Here is a 19235-nt window from a genome sequence, read left to right as displayed (position 1 = left end):
TCCAATGACGCTCTTCGGCGTAGAGATTCTTGACTGAAGTTGCACCCCAACGTGATTGGTCGTTCCAGTATCCGGAAATCGGCAGAGGCGGACGTTCCAGATGCGTTGGTGGCCGACCAGTTCGAGGCCGGCCACCGTCCGTTCGAAACGCGCGCTCCGCGGCAAGAGCGGACGTTCTGCACCGCAGTCGATCTCGTCGTGCAGAACGCCCGCTCCGCGGGGTCTTGTTGGGGAGCCAATACAGCTCACTCGCGCCGACTGTAGCCAGTGTGTATGACGGTTCGGCAGGTCAGTTAATGGACTTGATCACCCATCGATATGCCTTCCGATCGGCGAACGAGAGTTCTATGCGATCGAGGTGACTGCCGCTCGTGCCTTCCATCAGGTCCGTCCCGTCCTTGAACAGCAAAGTCCCGTCTGAGGCGGCTTCCACCTTGAACTGCGCGGCTTTTGCGCAGTCATGAAGCTCGTACGCACTCCTCGAGATGTATGAGGTGGTTTTTGGGACCCACTGTAGACAACCCCCCGACCCGTTATGAAGTTTGAATCGGCCGTCGCTGAGCTCTTCCGCTGTCCACCGGTACTGCTTATCGCTGGTATCGCAGTCGCCCTGTGTCACCCGGTAGGGTTGTGACCCGTCGTCCTCCGGCAGTGAACCGAAGCACTTGTCGGTATCCGTCGCACCGCTGGTCATGGTGAACGGCCCTGCGGGGAGGAGATCCTCGGCGACTGCCTGCCCGCTTCCGGATATCCACATCCCAGTAGCCGCGCACGCCACAGCCATCACACGCGCTGGTGTCGCAGCGCCGGTGTTCATTCGAGCACGAGCAAATGACATTGCGGCTCCATCTGTAGAGGTGTACCGGCCAGTCGGCTCAGGCACGTCCTTTTGTATTCGAAGCCACAGCCAACGTGGATCACGATCGGAGCGTCCTCTACATGGTTGAACCAGCAGCGGCTGACAGAGCTGAACCTCAGAGTGGCTAGCTGGCAGTGGTCCCGGGCGACGCAACATAATCGGCATTACCGCGCGTTGTCGGTACCCCGGCCGGGACAACCGATCTCACCATCGCAGCCTGTCACCGGGTTGACGCAAGACACACGAGCATCCTCGACAGCGATGTTCCTGGTTCGCAGCGCGGCGGTAACCGCGTGGGCGGCGCACACCGCCGCTGTCGATCCTCAATGGCGAAATTTGGCAACGTTCGAACTGGACACATCAGACTCAACACCGGCATCCGCTGTTCCGAGGATCACGAAACCCGCCGTCCTATTTGCCTAGCTTTCGGAACGTCTCGAGTCCTCTGTCAGAAGCATGACGTGGGCGTTCTCGGGCAACATCTCAAGCGTCCGAATCGCGCTCTGGACGAAATTGTTGTAGTTACGACCCCAGACCTGCACAAGATTCAGGAACTCCTTAGCTGTCGTTCCTGTGACTGTGTTCCGCATGATCAACGCGAACCCAGCGGTCCGAATCATCGAGGCATAAGTGTCTCGAAGGTCAGGCGAACACCCTGGCCACAGGGTCGTCCCCCAGATCGCTGGGGTAGCCGATTCTAGAATCCAGCCGACGTTGTCGAAGATGTTCCGTACCGAGTCGGCAGGCACAAACATCATCAGCGCTTCGTCATAGTCCAGGTTGGCGAGACTGGCGATCTTCCGTCTGAACGTATCGACCTGGACCGGAGAACATTTGGTCAAGGCGTAGACATCGGGGCTTGCCCACACCTCAACCCGCCTTGTAGTCGCCCGTGACTCGTTGGCGTCGACACTGTTGTTCTCTTGCGCCGCTAATCGTTTGATCGTCGTCGGCGGCGGGACAACGGGATCGGTCGCTCGCGCGAGGTCTTCTCCGACGCTCGCTTCCAGTGACATCTGCGTCTCGCCTGGCCCCTTAACGACGAGCTTCTCAATTCGGCGGATGAGGCCGTCGAGGGGATCGCGGAAAAGCCAGATGATCCCGCCCGCCAGGACGAGCCATTTCAGGGCGTTGACGTACTCCAAGAACATCTCGGGCGCACTCACCTCGCGATCGTAGGCACCGCGAAGTCGCGCGATGGTTCGACTGGCCGCCATTGAACCCGTGTTATGCGCCGCAACCGCTCTGGCCCGCCAGCCATCGCGTCGTGGCCGCTTCGCTCAGCGCGCACAAAGCCAGGCGCAAACGCGCGCATTGCGGCCGAAAGCGGGCGAGGTTCGGCGGGACGCATAAGGACTGGGAACGTCGGCTTCCCTGAGAGGCCCGCCTGATAGGTCTATGGCTGTTGTGGGTTGCTGTTGTCGTCGGCTTTGGTGATGCGGATGATGTGGAGGATGCGGCCGACTTCTCCGGGGTATCGGCGGGAGGTGATGTCGACTGTTTGCCATCCGGTGTCGGTGTTGGCTCGGATGCGGGCTCGGGTGGTCATTTCGATTGTGGGGCAGGCTGGTTCGAGCAGGGCTTGGGTTCGCCTGAGTGCGGGCCAGGAGTCGGGGTGGATGAGGGCGGGGTCGCCGTCGCGCTGCCAGTCGATCCAGGTGGGCACCTTGCCGATCCAGGATGAGATGGTCGGTGGGCTCGAGCGTGCGCCGAAGGCGAGCAGCGCCGCGGCGGGTCCGTCGGTGATGTCTTCGTTGGTAAGGCGCAGTGTTTCGAACGGGCCGACGACCGGGGGTTCGATGTCGGTGACGTCGTGGGTGAGGGCGCGGACTCCGACGTGGCGTTCGTCGTTGCGTCCGCGCGCCATGATCTGCCAGTTCATCAGGTGGCCGTCGTCGTGGAGGATGCACAGGCTCGACTCGAACTGCGCGTCGGGAGTAGGGCTGTTTGCTATTTCGATGAGTTGGGGTATGTCGTCGAAACGCAAGACTTTCCGGAATATCTCGCCGGGGGATCTGATGCCTTTCCAGGCTGAGGCGTCGTTGGTGCTCATCAGCCAGGATTCAAGGCGTTGCTGGACTTGGAGTTCGCCGAGGTTCCATCGGAGGCCGGCGGCGGGTCTGGGCTTGGGAGCGTCGGTGCTGGGGTCTCCGATCCACAGGTGCATGGCATAGACGTCGTCTTCGGGTCCCAGGATTGGCACGATCTCTATTCGACGGTCGCCGAAGCGGCCCGACATTCGCTGGTCCAGGTGTGAGCCGCTGCTCCGTGCCCAGTTCAGCGCGCCCACCGCGTCGACGCCTTCGTCGCGTTCGATGCGGAAGATCGAAACCCACTCTTTTCGCACTCCGTCTTTGGCGACGATGCTCATCGAGGACAGGCCAAGGCATTCGACGAGGTACCACGTCATCGGGGCCTCTTTTCGGACTGCTTACGGTCGGGGCGTCAGGTGCAGGGTGACCGGCTCGGGGCTGAGGGCAGCACGTTCGCGGATCCGCAGCTCATCGGAGGTCGACAGAACGAATGCGTCGAGGATGCGGGCCAGCAGCACCGTGGCCTCGTGGATAGCGAAGACGCGACCGATACAGGATCGCGGCCCAGCTCCCCAAGGTTTGAAGAACCGGTCGGGGTAGCGACGCAGCGCTGCCGGATCGAACCGGTCGGGGTCGAAACTGCTGGCGGTGGGTCCCCAGACGTCGGTGTCGCGCTGGGCGGCGAGGCTGAGCACGAAAACCGCACGACCGGCGGGGATTTCGTATCCGCCGACGTTTTGGTCTGTGCGGGCGACGCGGAAGAAGCCGGGGGCGATGGGCCACATCCGGAGGACCTCGTTGAGCATCTGGCGGGTCAACCTCATACCGGCGACGCCGTCGTAGTCATGGCCCCGAGCACGGATCTCGTCGGCGAGTTTGTGCTGAAGGGCGGCGTCGGAAGCGAGGTAGTGCAAAGCGATCTGCAATAGCGCGGCCGTGGTGAGATGACCAGCGACCAGGAACGTGATGACTTGGTTGCGCACGTTGTCGAGCGGCAACGCCTGCCCAGTGTCGGGATCGACTGTAGTGAGCATCAGGTTGAGCAGGTCCCCGGTGTCCTTGGGGTGGGCCCGGCGTTCGGCGACGATGCGGTCGACGTAGTCACACATCGCGGCGTGCCTGCGTTTTACCCCCGGGGTGCGCCAGAGCGCTCGCAGGTTGCCGACGATCGGCAGGTCGTTGGTGGCCTCACCCGCCCAGCGCAAGACGAAGTCGAGTTCGCGGACGAATCGCTGCGCGTCGGTGCTGTCGGGGGTGGGGTGGAACAGGCCGAGGTCTTGGCCGAATCCAGCCCGGCCGATGACTTCCACGGTCGCTCGGGCCATGGCCGAGTGCGCGTCGACCGAGCCCCCTGCGGTCGACCATTCGGCGAGGAGATCGTCGGCGACCGAACTCATTGCGTCGTGATAGGCGCGCATGGCCTGCTGAGTGAAACCCGGGGTCAGGATGCGGTGCGCCTGCCCCCACAACGGGTCGCTGCTGCGCGCGGAGAAAAGTCCGTCGGGAGCGAGCATCCTGAGGTTCGCGGTCGGTCCGACAAGCGCTCTGCCCCAATTACTTTCGTCGCAGCATTGCGCAGCGAGCCGGGCACCGGCCACCACTACCAGTCGGGCGCCGAGAATCTTGCGCTGGAAGATCGGCCCGAGCTCGGCAGCCAGCCTGGTCTCGTGCTGCGTCGGGCGGACACGGTCCACGCTCGACACGTCGCCCAGCAGCGGGAGGCGGCCCGGAGCATGGGGAAGCCGGTCGATCGGCAGAGTGCTGGACATCACTGTCATGCCTCTAGGCTCTCACAGCTGATAGCTAGAGGTGACCGCCCATCAGGCCTTTGGGTTTGTCCTGCCACTTGAAACAAACCGACGAGTGTGATTCACTTCACACGTGCTGGGTGGCTGATCCCCGGCCGTGAGGTCCAACTCCACACGATGCGCTGGCTGTGCAAGCCCTGCGCGCGTGGACAACACCTCACGGAGGACGCCATGGCAGCTATTCGTCGGTCAATCACCTCGCCCGTCCTTAGTGGCAATGGGAGATTCGCGCATTCGGGGGTGCTCTCGCAGATCACCCGTTCCGCCGTCTGCGATTCCCGACGCGGTGACCTCCATCGCCTGCCTTCGAACGGTCGTCACTTGCCGCAGGAGCGCGCCGATTCGGGCAGCTGCAATCGCTGCCGTGCTCCCTGGCTGGCTCGTCTTCGGGTAAGACCTCGCGCCAGAACGCCGACCGTCTGCGATAGGTCGATCTTGTATGGCAATAGATCCCGTTTCTGTTCTTGTGTGAAAGAAGGTGTCTGTGATGAATGAACTCGTGGTTGATGGCCGTGATCACATGATCGAGACGGCTTTGATTGCTGCTGTTCAGGCGGCGGGTGAGCACACCCATGCTGTGGGTATCTGGGTGGTGTCTATGCGAGCGCGGCAGGCAATGGCCTGTCAGTTCGTGGCCCGATTGGATATCGACCCCGTGACGTTTGTTCCCGCGGAGTCCACTGGAGTCGTGCTCGTCGCGGTCGCACCGTGCCGGGTCTCGGACCCGGTGATCACCCGGGTCGATGTCGTGCACGACTTTTTGTGCGTTCACGGGTTGGATGTGCGTGCGGTTTACATGCCCGCGCTGGTGCCCGGTGGCATGTGGTCCTCGCTGCGAGGAAGCGCGATGGACGGAATTGTTCCCTTGGGCGCGACGAAACCAGTCCCGTTGCGCCGCCCTCGGCGGCTGCAGTTCCTGGGGTGGGGACCGCATCGGTGGACCGTTGCCGCGATGGTTCCACTGGCCGCGTTGGTGTTCGCGCTGCCGGTCGTACACGCCGCGCCCACGGGACAGCCGGGTATCGCTCCGCACCGGCCCGGTACGGGCCAAGCCGGAGTAACCGCACCTCCGCGCGTAGCTGCTGGCCCTCAAACGAGTGCCGAGCGCCCGGATACGGACTCGGTGATGGTGTCGGAGCGGATCAGCGCTGTGCCGCCGATTGGGTCGGGGACGCGGGCGTGGTCAGGTGCGCTCGGATCAGCGCAGGCCGGGATCGAGCCCGGCCCGCCTGAGACCGTCGAAGATACGTTGCGGTTCGGTGCGGTGGTGGTGGCGCGTCCGGACGTGGTGCCTTTAGCGGTCACTGTCCGTGAGTGTGTCTGGAATGCGTTCTTGTCCGGGCAGGCGTCGGCGGCCGTGACGCAGGCCGGGCTGCCCACTGCCGACGCCGAGGCCCTGCTTGGCACCAGCGATGCGGAGTCGGCCGTTGTTCCGCAGGAGTTGGTGTGGGCGCAGACGGTGGCCGCCGATCCGCAGGCGATGGGGTCGCTGACTGACGAGGTGGCCGAGCCGGTGGCAGAAATCGACCCGCAGGCCGCCGACCTCGTCGGGACGATCTTGGCGCAGTTGCCCAGCGACGGGCGGTGACCGAGATGGAGCAGGTGATCACCGCCCCCGAGCACGATGGCGACCTTGAGCAGATCGAGATCGTTGTCGAGGATGTGCCGCTGCCGACGGCGGGACTAGCACACTGGTTCGCCGCCCACGCCAAAGGAATCGGCAACGGCGACGCAGATGCCCGGCCAGCCCGCGCCCGCGTGGGCGCTCCGCGCCCCACACGGGGTGTGCTCGCCGGGATCGCGGTGTTCGTGTGTGCCGTCGCGGTCCTGACCGCGACACCGTGGCGCGACGGCAGTGAGCCTGAAAGCAGCAGAGCAGAACCGGCGCCTTCGCCCTCGGTCAACCCGAGGCCGGCGAGCCCCTCAGCTGTCATGAGCGGCAACTCCTCTGGTTGTGCGCGCCGCGGCGAGGACGGCCCCGCCGCGGCGATAACCGAGCCGGGTGCGTTGGTTATCGCGCAGTTCGAGGCGGCTTACTACCTGGCCCGCAGCGCCAGAGCGGCGCGAGAGGTCGTCTCGACGGCAGCGGCGCTTCCAGACGCGGCAGTGATACAGGCCGGTATCGACTCGATCCCTTCAGGGACAACCTATTGCGCGCATATCAGCAAGCTGGCTGGCGGCTTGTACGGGGTCGAGGTGCACGAGCAGCGCCCCGATGAGCCGGAAAACGTGTGGCGGCAACAGATTTCGACCTACGAGAGCGGCGGGCGCACGGTGATCACGTCCATCGTCGGACTCTGACGCGCTCGCGACCGGAAAAGGTTTGAGTAACAACGGAACTCTTGGAAAACGAGGTGATGGCGATGCTTATCGCAGTGGCAGGTGTTCAACTGGGAGCGGGAGTGAGTACGACAGCATTGGCGCTGGCCGCTGCCTGGCCTGGTCCCGAACCGGTGATCGTCGTGGAGGCCGACCCGCACGGCGGTACCCTCGCCGATGCGTGCGGCGGCGACCCGCGTCGGGGACTGGCCAGCCTCACCGCGGCGGCCGGAGAGGGCGCTGTGTTGGGGCTGGCCGAGTTGCGCGAGCACTTGCAATGGCATCCCGTCGGCGTCGCATACCTGGCCGCGCCCCCGCGTCCTGCCGACACTGTTGCCGCGCTGGCCCACCCGATCCCGCTGAGCCCGAAGCTGGGCTCCGGTTGCTGGGGGGAACTGGTGGTAGTTGCCGACAGCGGCCTCGCCGCGCCGGATTCGGCCGCCGCCCCGCTGCTGCGCGGTGCCGATCTGGCGTTGGTGGTGGTGCGCACACCCGCTGCTGACACCACCGAACTCCTCGCGAAGCTGCGCGAGCTGGCGGCCTGGTGCCCTCGCCTGCAGGTGGTCATCGTCGGTAGCCCCGGTCCGCGCGAGGTTGCCAGTGACCTGGACGTGCCGGTGCTGGGATGGCTCCCGCACCAGGAAACGACGGCGACCGCCATTGTCCGAGGTCGGCCTCGCGCCTACCACAGCGATCTCGGTGTTGCGACGCGAGCCCTCGCCATGAGAATCCACGAAGGCGTGGGTGTCGACGCCGTGACAGCGCCCAGCCGTTCCCACCCGCGTATCCCGTGGCGGCGCGGTGTCCAGCATCGGTCGCAGCGTTCGGTCCCCTTGGTCTACCGGCTCGGGCACCACCTTCTCGACACCACCATCGACCGCCCTGCTACCCAGCCACCCTACGTGGCGGCTGCCACGAGGATCGAGGACCAACCGCTTCACGCCGCCGCGCCCATCACCGCGGCCGAGCACGCTCCGCTCGCCACACGGACGAGTGATCCCGGTGATCGGGCACTGGTTCTCGCAGTTCGGGTATTCGGGCCACTGCGAGTGCTGTGGCTGCCTGGAACGGCAGAGCCCGAGCAGCCCCCCGTCGAGATCACCGCACGGTTGCAGCACCGCAGCCGGGAGGTATTGGCTTTGCTGGCGGTGCATCCGCAGGGGCTGACCCGAGCCCAGCTGATCGAAGCCCTGTGGGGCCGACGAAGCCCTAACCGCCCGACCAACACCCTGCACACCACCCTGAGCCGCCTGCGCACGGCGATCGCCGAAGCGACCGGCGGCACCGTAGACCACATCCTGGCGCGCGATTCGGCGCGCTACCGTCTTGACGCGTCGGTGAGTACCGACTACGCCGACTTCGCAGTAGCCGTCGCTCAGCGGCGGCGAGCCGGGACCGACACCGAGCGCCGCGACACATGCAGGCGCATCGTCGAGCTCACCGCGGCCGGAACCTTCGCCGCCGACCTCGACGCCGACTGGATCGACCCGATCCGCCAAGCTGTGCGCCGCGACGCCGCCACCGCGCTCGGTGCCCTCGCACAATCCCTGGTCGCCGAGGACCCCCGGGCCACCTTGCACCTGCTCGAAACAGTCCTGGACGTTGATCCGGCCAATGAGCAGGTGTACTGCGATGTCATGCGCCTGCATGCTCGCCTCGGTGAATTCCACGCCATCGATCACACCGCCGAATTGCTCGTCCGCCGCCTCGCCGAAATCGGCGAAAAACCGAGCCGGGAAACAATCGCGCTGGTACGCCACCTCCACCGCAACGCATCATGAGATAGACGATCAGAGGCGCACCGAAAATGCTTCACTAGTATTGCGTTACCAGCTATCCGTATGAAATGACCAGACTTGAGATCGGGCCGAAGACGATAGCAAAAATCACGCCACAACGCATAGAATCGATGGAATGATAGAAATTCGCATGGCGCACACGAATGAAATGCTTCACATCCGAGAATAGATATTGGCGGCCCTCGTGCCAGACATGCTCGGAGAGTTCTCTGAATGCTCGACTGGCGATAGTCGAGGTGTAGCGGGGGGTGAGCAGGATGTGCGGTCCAATCGGTGGCGTAATCGGTGTGGTGTTCGGTGTCACGATCGGTGCGGTGGTCAAGTCGCACCACCGGAGCGGCGACTAATTAGCAGGTGGCAGCCATATTTTCAGCCTCTACTCTGCCCAGGGTCCTACCCCGACAGGGGACGGTGGATACATGAGGCAGGCGGTGGGTGGCGGTTTGGGGCTTGCTGGGCCTAGCTGATGATCGTGTTGGGTGATCGTTGTTGTTTCTTCTTTCTATATCGGCTTCCACATTCTTCTCCAGTGTTTCGACATTCGTTGTCGCAGCCAAGCATCTGTAAGGCATTGAGAATTGTCTGCCTTGCTTGTCGAAAATGATGCGTTGACCTGCGGAAATTGCTGAAAATAGTTTGCGTGAACGGTTGCATTCCCGTGACGAGTCGAGTTATGTTGGAACGGCATCGGGGAAATCCAACAATCACATTCGATTCGAATGACGACAGTGCTGAATATGTGGAACTATTCCGCATGGCGACGCACACGGAATTCGTTCGTTCTGATAAGGAGTAGGCAATGACCACACCCACTGCCGCGCGACTGGGTAATGGCGAACTGCGGCGTATGGTGGCGAAAACGTTGGCGGATGATCCGGGCACCGAATACAGCCCCCGGCAGATCGCGCTGCATCTGGGCCGGTCGTCCGGGGCGGTCGGCAACGCCCTGACAACCCTGGTACGGGAAGGTAACGCCGAACTCAGCCAGGCCACGCCCCGCCGCTACCGCGCCACTGCTACCACGGCCAGCGCCGCCGCTGGCGCACCCGCCGCAGCGACACCCGCACCGCTACCGGCAGCACCGGCACCGGCACCGGCACCGGCGGCACCTGCCCCGGCACCGGTCGCTAGGCCGGTGGCCCCTGTTGCCGGGTCGGGTGCGGCAGTGGTCCGCCCGAACGGGGAAACCTATCACCCGCGTGCGCTGGCGGGGTTGCCCGATGTGGACGTGCTGGGGCGCATGCGCACGGCGGGGGTGCCCGTGCTGTTGTACGGGCCGCCCGGCACCGGCAAGACCAGTCTGATCGAGGCCGCCTTCGGTGACCTGATCACCGTTCAGGGCGATTGCGATACCACGGTGGCCGACTTTGTGGGTGATCACACCCAATTGCCCGACGGGCGGTTCGAGTTCGCCCACGGGCCGCTGGTACATGCCATGCGCGCGGGCATGGTGCTGTTCATAGACGACGCCACCCTGATTCCGCCCAGCGTGCTAGCCGTTGTGTATCCGGCGATGGACGGCCGCCGTGAGATCGCGATCAAAGCCAACCACGGCGAGATCGTCACCGCAGCCCCCGGGTTCTTCGTTGTCGCTGGACACAACCCGGGCGTGCACGGGGCCATTCTGTCCGATGCCCTGTCGAGCCGGTTCGCATTTCAGGTGGAAGTGTCCTCGGACTACGACCTGGCTACCACGCTCGGGGTCGAACCGCGTGCGGTGCGCGCGGCGCGAACATTGGCGGGCCGCGTCACCAAAGGCGAAATCGGGTGGGCCCCGCAACTACGCGAGTTGATCGCTTTCGCCCGGATTACCACCGCCGTTGATGTGGCCACCGCCGCCGCGAACCTGGTCGGCACCGCGCCGCCGGAAGATCGCGAAATCGTCGCCGAAGTCGTGCGCGCCGAGTTCGGCACGCGCTACGCGGCACTAGCGCTGGGTGCCCGCATCAAACGCTGACCCCCGCTGCCGCCACGGCCAGCCCGCCACCGCTACGCATCGAAAGGACACCACGCCATGACCACCGCACGCGTCACCACCACCCCCACCGCCCGGCCCGCACCGCCCGCACGTAGCGGATGGGAGAGGCTGTCCGACGCGATGACCGTCGAGGCTGCCGCGATCGCCGATCGGTCTGATCTGACCGTTACCATCGCCCCCGGCGCGGCCCTGGGGGAACTGGCGATGTTCACACCCGCGTGGGCCGCGATCGCCATCGAGGGCACCAACCTGGGTATCGATCCCGCCACCGCGCGCCCATGGCGGGTCTCCGATCGCCACCGCTACGCCTCTACCTGGGGCGCGTTGACCCACGAATGCGCGCATGCAGCCCACACCGGCTGGACCCCTGATGTGGCGGCGGCCCCGGAAAGCATCGATGCGGCCATGCTGTTGGAAGAGTCACGTATCGAGGCAGCGCAGCTGCGCCGCCGCCCTGGCGACCGGCATTGGCTGCGCGCGTGCACCCGTGAACTGGTTTTCGCCGAGTTCGGCGGGGCCGAGGCCGCAGCGGTGCTGGTCCCCAACCGCTACACCGCCGCCCACGCTGCCGCCCTCATGCTCGCTCGTATCGATGCCGGTGTGCTGAGCACAGACGAATGCGCTCTCGCCGCTGCCGCAATCGAATCGGTGCTCGGGCGCGACACCCTCAGGCAGCTGCGGACACTGTGGCGCATCGCGCACCGATTGTCCGACACCAACCGCACCGGCATGCTCGAACTCGGGCGGCGCTGGGTGGCACTGATCGGCCCCGAACCGCACACCACCCCGCAACCGGGCTCGATCCTGGGTTCGGCGGTATCGGGAACCCTGGATGCTGTCGCGCAATCCGTTGCCGCGCAACCTGTTCCATCTGATCCGGCTGACCGGTCCGACCAGCGCGACCATGACGAGGCCCTGGACAGCGAACGTGCAGCATCGACAGCTGGCGAGGTCTTCAGCAAACGCCCTCGCACCGGCAAGAACACCGGGCGCACCACCCGCATGCCGCGCACTGACGAACGCACCGCCGCACGGGTACTGGGGCGGGCACTGAGCACCGCAAGCCAGCGGGAACGCGCGATCACCAAGATCACATCGGCGGTGCCGCCGGGCAGGGTGCGCATGCGCGAGGTGATGGCGCGCCAAGCCCAACGCGCTGCCGGGGTGGTGCCGACCGCGCAACCGTTCACCCGCACGATCCGCAAACCGGTCCCCGTACCACCGTTGCGAGTCGGTATCGCCTGTGATGTGTCGGGGTCGATGACGGACTATGTCGCCGATGTGGCCTCTGCCGCCTGGATTCTGGCCACTGCCACCGATCTGGCATCGATGCCTGCCCAGACTGCGACCGTCACTTTTGGACGCCGGGTCCTTCCGGTCACGTACCCCGGCACCGCCCCGGCGAAGGTGACCGAGTTCGAGGCCCCCGATGGGTGGGAGGCCGCTGACATCGCCATCGATGCCCTCGACGGAGCCGTGGGGCTGTCCCACCCGGAAAACACCCGACTGTTGGTGATCATCTCCGACGGCTGCTTCCGCCCCGTGGTACGCGCCGCCGCCCAACAACGATTGAACCGGTTACGCACCAGCGGATGCGCTGTGCTGTGGCTGGCTCCCGACAGTACGTGGGCCGACCCGTTGGCCGGGGCGATCGTGCACCCGTTAACCGACCCCACGGCGACAGCTGCCGCCATCGCACGCGCCGCCGTCACCGCAGTCCGCACCGCATAACACACCGTCGCCTCGGCCTTCCCAGGCCGGGGGCATACCGGCCACGCACTTATTGCCACCCGGCACTAGGGAATCGAAAACCGTTAGGAGACAATGGAAATGAGCGCCAATAATACTCCCCAGCGCAGCAATGCCGATGAATCTTTCCGAACAGCGGCCGACCTCATCGCCGATCGTGTTCTCAACGCAGACAAGCTCCCCGACCAATGCGCTAGGGACCGGTTCGTGCAACGGGCTCCGCAGGCATTGCGGATCGCTGCCTACGCCACCGAAGTACTGGGCCTCTGCTCGCGTGCGATCGATGAGGCGATAGCCACCGGGCGACTCAAGGCCAGCGAGGTCGAACAGATCCCCCGCGCTGAACGGGAAAGTCTGCTCGCGGATTGGGCGCTGGTCCATGCCCGCGCCTACGAAGGCGACGGTCTCGTCGAGGACTTCGACATTGTTCTCAGCAGCCGACTCGGCCTGCTTCAACTCGGCTTCGATCCGGCGGCGCTGCTTCCCCCGGAATAGATGGGAGACAACCGAAATGGCCGATCTACGAAGTGAAGAACCCCGTCAGTGGCTCAACCCCACGGAGGTAACGCTATGACCGAGCACACCCCCCGCGCAGCACCGGCAGCCGCGACCGGCAGCGACTGCGCCCCCTTGCCCCCTTCGACGGCCGACGATCCACCGGAGCGGTTCGGTGCCCCGTGCCCGATCGCGGTCGGCGACGAGGTAACTCACTTCCAGGACGAGTCCGTCGGTGGGCGCGTGGTGTTCCTGTACTCCGAAGACGGTGTCGCCATGTGCCTGGTTGAGGAGCCGGGCAATCCGCATGCTGTGGCTGTCCCGCCGTGGTTTCTGCGGCGGGTCGGTGGTGACGAGTTCGTCTTCGCCGAACAGATGGCGGACTTGGTCTCCGCCCAGAAGGCCACCGCCGCATGGGTACTCGACCGCAAGCAGCAGGAGGCGCTGTCTCATGCTCGCGAGCTCGCCGGACAAGTCGCGACGGTGATCGACGACCTCGTGGGCGGGAGATCACCTTCCGTCGTGCCTGACGACTCGCTGGCCAACTGCCTCGAGCATTCGCTGGCCGACCTCGGTGAATTCCGCAACCTGATCAGCAGCGTCGGACTGCTCGCCGAGACAGCCGACCACACCGCCGTGCCTGTTGAGTAAGCGCGCGCCTTTCATCCGAAATTCCTTCCGCCGAGTGCGCATAGCCCGAATATCGCAGCGAGGCTTGCTATTTGATGGCCCGCCGCAAACGGCGGGGATCTGGCAGCGCTGCTGCGGGCCTATGACAGTGAAACCGACTCGAACCAGGGCGGGCCAATCAGGTTCACCCGAAAACGCATGCAAGGTAACAAGAAATGTCCGAAGACACTTCGCAACCAGTGAGGTCGGAAACCGATGACTACCACCTACCCGACAGATGATCTGTATCCGGTTGTGCCCCGGGATCGTTGGGCCGCCACGCTGATCAGTAGCGACAATCAGGTGGTATCCGATCCGGAGATGGCCGACCTCGGATATATGACAACGGTCCTTGCCTGTGGCGTCGACGCTGCCACTGTCGACGAGGCCGAGCGGCGCATCTTGACCTGGCTCGCCCACGACTTCGAGGACGATCTTGCTGGTTGGGCTGCTACTGCTATCGCCGAATCAACACCGGGACGTTGGCGGGTGGAGGTTCACTGTCCGCCCTACCGGTGAGCTCTGCAACAACGTGGCAGGGGCCGGATCGACAACGAACGCCCCCGGTTGGGGGCGTTCGTTGTTTGTTCGCTGATCCACCGGGCCGGTTACCGGGCATGGACGACGCGGCAATGCCCTGCCGGGGTTATCGGGCCTGGTCGATCTCGGCGGTAATCCAGTCGAGCACGATGGGCAGGGTGGTGTCGTAGCCGGTTTGGTGGACGCCGGAGGTGTAGAACGCTGCGGCGTCGCGGCCTTGGCTCGCCAGATCACCGAGCATGTCGCTGGTGTCGGGGTCACTGGTCAATGCCGAGGTAAGCGAGGTGCCTGATGAGGTGGTTCCGAGCAGAGCCGCTCCGGCTGCTGCGGCGAGGTCGGTGGCGACGGAGATCCCGCCGACCAGTTCTATGCCTGCCCCGAGCGGGTCACCGAGGCTCAGCTTCTCGCCCGCGCGCCAGGCGATCTCCTGCGCGCGGCCGATGTCGGCGGCGATCCGGGCGATGTCGGCGCGCGCCAGGATAGTGACGATCTGCGCCGCGATGGCTGTGGCGCCAGAGGAGTCGAGGGGCGCGGCCAGTTCGAGTGCTTGGGCGACCAGGTGCAGGTCGACCTTGTCAGCGAGCTGGACCAGCGGCGAGACCAGTGTGTTGATCTCGCCGCAGAGTTGGTGCGCGCCGGGGATGTCCGCGGCGAGCACCGCACCGGGCAGACGGCCGAGGTCATCGAGCAATCGGGGTATGCCTGCCGCGAACTGGGCGAGCCCGCCTGCGACGAGCACTACCTGCCGAGTCACTGCGGGCGCGTCCAACCCTGAGGTTGCCTCGGCCGGCGTGCTCGCAGTCAGCTCACTGGAGTCGGCGACGGTGTCAGGGCTGCCTGTGAACACGTGGCCGAGCGCCGACCAGGCCGGTGAGGTGTCCGGGGAGGTCGAGCAGTAGAGATCGCCGGAAACGCACGTGGTGCGTACGCGGTTGGTGAGCGCGCCGAAATCCTGGCTTCGTGGCCCGGCGATGCCTTGCCCGCCGACGGCGGGCCCCAGTTGCGGGGTGGTAGGAGCTCGGTGGGGGTCGGAGATCAACGCGACAGCGCTGACTCGCGAGGCGTCGATCGCGCCCGAGCCGTGTCCGATCGCGGTGGCGGTGTCACCGGCGACGTCCGCGCCTTGGGAATACCCGGCCAGGACGACCCGCGTGGTCGGGCACAGCTGGCTCAGCAGCGTCGACAGTGCTTGCGTGCCATTGCTTTCCGAGGCCGCGTAGGGGGCTGCCGCAGCGGTGTAGGGCAGATACCGTACGTCGATGCCGGGGCCGTAGCGGGCGGTCAGGCCGTCCCCGATCGGGCGTAGCAGCCCCACCGGTGCACCCGGGCTGGCGGCAGGACTGGTTTCGGTGGTGCCGGGCACCAGAACCGCCGTGAACGGCGCACAGCCGGGGGCGGGCGGATCAGCAGCGGCGATGGTGGCCGCCGTAGTGACAGCCAGCAGGGACGTGACGGCAGCGCAGACGGTCAGTCGGACCGGTGCGCGCCCGTCGCGGCGGCCCGGCATGCCGGGCCGTGGTGAGCATGAGCGGTGGGTGTGCATGGGGATCCTCCCGGAAGATGTCGAGCTACATGGCCGGTGCGGGCGGTCTGGGTCCGCAACTGGCAGTTGCTTGTTCCGGGTGTGTTTTTCGACATCGAGCCCCAAAAAATCCGAAAGGCACTTTCACAACAGGGATCGCAACCTCGGGGAGGACACAGCACAGCGCCGCCCGGATGGCGATCTCGGCCACCGGGCGGCGCTGTAGGGGTGAGGTCTACTGCTGCTGGTTGGGGTGAAGCATGAATCGCAGGGGACGTTCGCAGGTAATTTGGGCGACGAATCGGCCCACCAACGCGTACAGGGCGTTGCTGACAGCTCCGCTCGAACGGTTGAGCTCCTTAGCGATCTGGACGGGGGTGAACTCCTGGCCGGGGTGCTCACGCAGGTAGTCCTCGACGAGTCCGCGCAGACTTCCGGGAGGCAGGGTCATATTGCCGCTGCGCCCACAGGTCGGGCACACCGCAGCCGGGTCAATGCCCGCCACTGGTGCGACCGCGACAGGCGTCGCCGGAGACGCGGCCGGTGCCGGTGCGATTGCTGCTGGGGGTGCGGCCGGTGCTGGCGCGGTCGCTGCCGTCGGGGCCGGTGTGGGGGTCGCTACCAGTGCCGCAGGTTCGACGGTCGGCTCGGGGTTCTGGGGGGTATCGGGTGTGATGATTTCCCAGCGGTCGGCGGCGCGTGGGTTGTCGGGGTCGGGCGTGCGGGTGACGGTGCCTTCGGTCGCCCAGGTGTTGAGGATCTTGCGGGCGGTGGATGGGTTGACGGCGGCGTTGGTCGCCAGTTCGGCGGTGGTGCTGTCGGGTTGGGCGGTCAGTGCCGACCAGAGGGCTTCGGCGGCGGCGCTGTTGTTGGTGGCGGATTGCGATGTTGTGGTGGACATGACGATTCTCCTCGTGGAATGGTTCGGGATTTCGAAATGTGTTGGTTTGTCATGTCCCGGCCGGGACGGTGGTCCCCGGCCGGTGCGTTACCGGCGTGTGCGGGGATTCCCAATACCATGAACGCTCCTAATTCCGATGATGTCAAGCAGCTCGTCAAAAAACTTTTACATCCGGTGGTCGTCAGCGGATTTCCGATTACCACCCCAACGAGTAGGCAGGTAATCGGGGTGCACATGTGTGCGTGAATTTATCGCGCGGGACCCCGCGCGATAATTTCCGACGGGTTGGTTTCAGGTGTCCGTGTCGGGATGATCCCAGGGCAGTCGCTCGGTGAACAGGTGCTCACGCTGCCAGGAGCGGGCGCACTCGGGGCAGATGGTGGCCTCGTGATCGCAGGCGGCGGCGGTGGCGATCCGTATCTGAACCTCATCGATGTAATGGACTGTCTGGCTGGTGTCCGAGGGCTGATAGGGGAACTGCGCGAGCGCGCTCACAGTCCGATCCTTTTTTCTCATGCCATTTCCGCCTTTCGAGGCTTTACCGTTTGCTTCGATGAAGAGAAAACACTCCGAAAGAGTCGGAAGCCTCACTCGGCGCTGTGACGATTTTCCGATGGCGAATCCTGAATTGTCGGCCGGGTGGCCCCGAAATAATCGCCGAGCCGATAGTCCGCGATTTGGACAGGTTGGTCGAATGTCGGTGCGTTGATCATTTTTCCCGCGCCGAGATAGATCCCGACGTGGTGAATGTTGTCGGCGGTGCCGTAGAAGACGAGGTCGCCGGGCTGAAGCTCGTTCTCGGGCACCGGCGGGCTCGCGTAGTACTGGTCTTGAGCGACGCGGGGCAGGGTGATTCCGGCGGCGAGGTAGGCGGCGCGGGTGAGTCCGGAGCAGTCCCAGCCGCCGCTGGCCTCGGGCCCGTCGCCGCCCCACACATACGGTTGCCCCAACTGCCCGCAGGCGAACGCGAGCACGAGCGCCGCGCGGCCGGTGCCTCGAGGGTTGGCGCAGTTGCCGGTCCCGTCAGGGGCCAGCGTGCGGTAGCGCCGGGCCTGGTCGAGGACACCTTCGACGTACCACTCGGCATGGTTGTAGGCGTAGATCGCGGCGTGCAGGTCGGCGGGCGCGCCGGAGTCGCACAGGTAGTAGCTGGCGGCGTAGACGGCGTCGTACGGGTCGTAGCGTGACGGCGGGCTTGCCCCGCCGCCGGGCAGCTGGTGCCGCGCGACTACGGCGTCGAAGGTGTCGCGCAGGAATTGCATCGGCCCGGCGGCCCCAGCCGAGTTCTCTCCCGCGTGGACCCCCGGCAAAGTCGAACGGGCGTGGTCGGTTTCGACCTTGCCGATGGCCGCGAGCACCGACCAGTCCAGCCCCGGGCACACCCGAGCCGCTCCTTGATAGAGCACCAGCATGTTCGCCGGAACGTCGGAGACCGCCTCCGGGCTCGGCGCGCTCCCACCGCCTGCCGAGGAGGTACTGGGCCCGGGCTGGTCGAAAACCGCGACGGTGGTGACCACGGCCGCGATCACGACCGAACAGAACACCGCCGTAACCCCGCCCGCGGCGAGCACACGACCCAACATCACTGTGCCCTGGTCTCGGGCGGACGCGGTGGCGGTGGGGTGAGGATCGCGTGGCGGCTGGCGGGCGGGATAGGGGTGGTCGCGGGCGGGGCAGGAACCTGCGGCCAGGCGGCGGGCAACTCGCGCAGGGTGACCCGGCTCGCGCCGGTGGACTCCAGGGGCAGCCACACCCGTGCGGAGGGCGTGGCCGCGCTGGGGTCGAGTAGCTCGGCGGCGGCGGTGGCGACCGGTACCGTAGCGGGGTCCTCGAGTCCGGCCCAGTTGTCGTGCAACACTTTTCGTGCGGCGGCCTCGCGTGCTGTGGTGGGCAGCCACAACAGGACCGGGGTGATCACGGTGGTGGTGCGGGCGAGCTCGGCGTAACCGCTCAGTTTCGCCGCGACCGTGCCCAGCGTCATCGAGCCCAGGTCGAACTCCAGGAAGAAATCCAGGCTCGCGTGGTCGTGGCTGTAGCGGCCGTAGCCGTCGGGGCGAGCCAGATCGCCCCACAGGGCACGGCAACGAGACTCCGACCACCACGCCAGCAGCGTGTCGGCCGGGGCACTGGAGGCGGTGAGGGCGGTGAACCATTCGTTGACGCCGAGGGTGTGGGCCAGGTGCAGGCTGTGTGCGATACCGAGGGCACGGTCGGGGCGGTAACCGAGCTCGCGGACCTCGATGCCGGCCTCGGCCGCGAGCACGGTGGCCCCAGCGGGAGCGAGGACCCAATGGGCGGGGGAGCTGCCAGTGGCGCGCAGTGGCCGGAACCGATCGAGCACGCCGTAGCGGTACAACAGTGCCAGCCTGCGGCGCGCGACGTTCTCACTCGGAAACGCGAGCGTAGCGAGTTGGCCGGTGGTCAGTACCCGATGCTCGTGGCACATGCGCAGGATCCAGCGGTCACGCTCGGTCAGGCACAGCGCCAGCCGGGCAGTGTTCACCCGGGCCGGGGCACGCAGTCCGGCTTGTCGGGTCGGGCGAGTGATCATCGGTGGTTTCCT

At 65.7% G+C, this 19235-nt stretch carries 18 protein-coding genes; 8 read left to right on the top strand and 10 right to left on the bottom strand.

Features of this window, described 5'->3' with window-relative positions; all coding sequences use genetic code 11:
* Nucleotides 1–289 precede the first annotated feature (289 nt).
* The 4 genes from ABZ942_RS13415 to ABZ942_RS13400 form a co-directional block, all read right to left on the bottom strand.
* Entirely contained in the window at nt 290–838 is a 549-nt protein-coding gene (locus ABZ942_RS13415) for a hypothetical protein (protein ID WP_357381493.1), read from the bottom strand.
* A 440-nt stretch (nt 839–1278) separates the two neighbouring features.
* Nucleotides 1279–2025, bottom strand: coding sequence for a hypothetical protein (locus tag ABZ942_RS13410; RefSeq protein WP_357381491.1), 747 nt, complete (start codon nt 2023–2025; stop codon nt 1279–1281).
* A gap of 230 nt (nt 2026–2255) precedes the next feature.
* The gene (locus tag ABZ942_RS13405; RefSeq protein WP_357381489.1) at nt 2256–3269 is read right to left on the bottom strand and encodes a GAF domain-containing protein; all 1014 of its coding nucleotides are present in this window, start codon (nt 3267–3269) and stop codon (nt 2256–2258) included.
* Between the two features lie 21 nt (nt 3270–3290).
* The gene (locus ABZ942_RS13400) at nt 3291–4670 is read right to left on the bottom strand and encodes a cytochrome P450 (protein WP_357381487.1); all 1380 of its coding nucleotides are present in this window, start codon (nt 4668–4670) and stop codon (nt 3291–3293) included.
* 517 nt (nt 4671–5187) lie between these two features.
* On the opposite strand from ABZ942_RS13400, the gene ABZ942_RS13395 reads away from it, so the two are divergent.
* From ABZ942_RS13395 to ABZ942_RS13385, 3 genes are all read left to right on the top strand, one after another.
* Nucleotides 5188–6288 carry a hypothetical protein gene (locus ABZ942_RS13395; RefSeq protein ID WP_357381485.1) on the top strand — a complete coding sequence of 367 codons (1101 nt, stop codon included), beginning with the start codon at nt 5188–5190 and terminating at the stop codon, nt 6286–6288.
* On the top strand, nt 6285–7001 hold the full coding sequence (locus ABZ942_RS13390) for a hypothetical protein (RefSeq protein WP_357381483.1): 717 nt from the start codon (nt 6285–6287) through the stop codon (nt 6999–7001). Before ABZ942_RS13395 ends, ABZ942_RS13390 begins: the two co-directional genes overlap by 4 nt.
* 101 nt (nt 7002–7102) lie before the next feature.
* The gene (locus ABZ942_RS13385; RefSeq protein WP_357381481.1) at nt 7103–8800 is read left to right on the top strand and encodes a winged helix-turn-helix domain-containing protein; all 1698 of its coding nucleotides are present in this window, start codon (nt 7103–7105) and stop codon (nt 8798–8800) included.
* 52 nt (nt 8801–8852) lie between these two features.
* Here the strand turns inward: ABZ942_RS13385 and ABZ942_RS13380 are convergent, their stop codons facing one another.
* On the bottom strand, nt 8853–9140 hold the full coding sequence (locus ABZ942_RS13380; protein WP_357381479.1) for a hypothetical protein: 288 nt from the start codon (nt 9138–9140) through the stop codon (nt 8853–8855).
* A 477-nt stretch (nt 9141–9617) separates the two neighbouring features.
* On the opposite strand from ABZ942_RS13380, the gene ABZ942_RS13375 reads away from it, so the two are divergent.
* The 5 genes from ABZ942_RS13375 (at nt 9618) to ABZ942_RS13355 (ending at nt 14228) form a co-directional block, all read left to right on the top strand.
* A complete protein-coding gene (locus ABZ942_RS13375) occupies nt 9618–10775 on the top strand; it encodes an AAA family ATPase (RefSeq protein WP_357381477.1) in 1158 nt (385 codons plus the stop codon).
* Between the two features lie 57 nt (nt 10776–10832).
* Nucleotides 10833–12527 (top strand): VWA domain-containing protein, encoded by a 1695-nt coding sequence (locus tag ABZ942_RS13370; RefSeq protein ID WP_357381475.1) that lies wholly within the window; start codon nt 10833–10835, stop codon nt 12525–12527.
* A 99-nt stretch (nt 12528–12626) separates the two neighbouring features.
* Nucleotides 12627–13040, top strand: a complete 414-nt coding sequence (locus ABZ942_RS13365; protein WP_357381473.1) for a hypothetical protein — start codon at nt 12627–12629, stop codon at nt 13038–13040.
* A 75-nt stretch (nt 13041–13115) separates the two neighbouring features.
* Nucleotides 13116–13691 (top strand): hypothetical protein, encoded by a 576-nt coding sequence (locus ABZ942_RS13360; RefSeq protein ID WP_357381471.1) that lies wholly within the window; start codon nt 13116–13118, stop codon nt 13689–13691.
* Between the two features lie 234 nt (nt 13692–13925).
* Nucleotides 13926–14228, top strand: a complete 303-nt coding sequence (locus tag ABZ942_RS13355; RefSeq protein WP_357381469.1) for a hypothetical protein — start codon at nt 13926–13928, stop codon at nt 14226–14228.
* Between the two features lie 127 nt (nt 14229–14355).
* On the opposite strand, the gene ABZ942_RS13350 is transcribed toward ABZ942_RS13355, so the two are convergent.
* The 5 genes from ABZ942_RS13350 to ABZ942_RS13330 form a co-directional block, all read right to left on the bottom strand.
* Nucleotides 14356–15792 carry a cutinase family protein gene (locus tag ABZ942_RS13350; RefSeq protein ID WP_357381467.1) on the bottom strand — a complete coding sequence of 479 codons (1437 nt, stop codon included), beginning with the start codon at nt 15790–15792 and terminating at the stop codon, nt 14356–14358.
* A gap of 214 nt (nt 15793–16006) precedes the next feature.
* On the bottom strand, nt 16007–16672 hold the full coding sequence (locus tag ABZ942_RS13345; RefSeq protein ID WP_357381465.1) for a hypothetical protein: 666 nt from the start codon (nt 16670–16672) through the stop codon (nt 16007–16009).
* Nucleotides 16673–16963: 291 nt separating this feature from the next.
* Nucleotides 16964–17167: a hypothetical protein gene (locus ABZ942_RS13340; RefSeq protein ID WP_357381463.1), complete on the bottom strand. Its 204-nt coding sequence runs from the start codon at nt 17165–17167 to the stop codon at nt 16964–16966.
* A gap of 92 nt (nt 17168–17259) precedes the next feature.
* Nucleotides 17260–18255 carry a bifunctional lytic transglycosylase/C40 family peptidase gene (locus ABZ942_RS13335; RefSeq protein ID WP_357381461.1) on the bottom strand — a complete coding sequence of 332 codons (996 nt, stop codon included), beginning with the start codon at nt 18253–18255 and terminating at the stop codon, nt 17260–17262.
* Nucleotides 18255–19223: a replication-relaxation family protein gene (locus ABZ942_RS13330; RefSeq protein WP_357381459.1), complete on the bottom strand. Its 969-nt coding sequence runs from the start codon at nt 19221–19223 to the stop codon at nt 18255–18257. The genes ABZ942_RS13335 and ABZ942_RS13330 overlap by 1 nt, the downstream gene beginning before the upstream one ends.
* Nucleotides 19224–19235: the final 12 nt, after the last annotated feature.

The organism is Nocardia sp. NPDC046473 (assembly GCF_040645995.1).
In the GTDB taxonomy this organism is placed as follows: Bacteria; Actinomycetota; Actinomycetes; order Mycobacteriales; family Mycobacteriaceae; genus Nocardia.
Note: the sequence above shows the minus strand (reverse complement) of the source record. Positions and strands in the feature narration are given on the sequence as shown.

Excerpts from the sequence above, each read along its gene's own strand:
- ABZ942_RS13415 (WP_357381493.1), bottom strand. The coding sequence starts at position 838 with ATGTCATTTGCTCGTGCTCGAATGAACACCGGCGCTGCGACACCAGCG.
- ABZ942_RS13405 (WP_357381489.1), bottom strand. The coding sequence starts at position 3,269 with ATGACGTGGTACCTCGTCGAATGCCTTGGCCTGTCCTCGATGAGCATC.
- ABZ942_RS13400 (WP_357381487.1), bottom strand. The coding sequence starts at position 4,670 with ATGACAGTGATGTCCAGCACTCTGCCGATCGACCGGCTTCCCCATGCT.
- ABZ942_RS13395 (WP_357381485.1), top strand. The coding sequence starts at position 5,188 with ATGAATGAACTCGTGGTTGATGGCCGTGATCACATGATCGAGACGGCT.
- ABZ942_RS13375 (WP_357381477.1), top strand. The coding sequence starts at position 9,618 with ATGACCACACCCACTGCCGCGCGACTGGGTAATGGCGAACTGCGGCGT.
- ABZ942_RS13370 (WP_357381475.1), top strand. The coding sequence starts at position 10,833 with ATGACCACCGCACGCGTCACCACCACCCCCACCGCCCGGCCCGCACCG.
- ABZ942_RS13365 (WP_357381473.1), top strand. The coding sequence starts at position 12,627 with ATGAGCGCCAATAATACTCCCCAGCGCAGCAATGCCGATGAATCTTTC.
- ABZ942_RS13360 (WP_357381471.1), top strand. The coding sequence starts at position 13,116 with ATGACCGAGCACACCCCCCGCGCAGCACCGGCAGCCGCGACCGGCAGC.
- ABZ942_RS13355 (WP_357381469.1), top strand. The coding sequence starts at position 13,926 with ATGACTACCACCTACCCGACAGATGATCTGTATCCGGTTGTGCCCCGG.
- ABZ942_RS13350 (WP_357381467.1), bottom strand. The coding sequence starts at position 15,792 with ATGCACACCCACCGCTCATGCTCACCACGGCCCGGCATGCCGGGCCGC.
- ABZ942_RS13345 (WP_357381465.1), bottom strand. The coding sequence starts at position 16,672 with ATGTCCACCACAACATCGCAATCCGCCACCAACAACAGCGCCGCCGCC.
- ABZ942_RS13335 (WP_357381461.1), bottom strand. The coding sequence starts at position 18,255 with ATGTTGGGTCGTGTGCTCGCCGCGGGCGGGGTTACGGCGGTGTTCTGT.
- ABZ942_RS13330 (WP_357381459.1), bottom strand. The coding sequence starts at position 19,223 with ATGATCACTCGCCCGACCCGACAAGCCGGACTGCGTGCCCCGGCCCGG.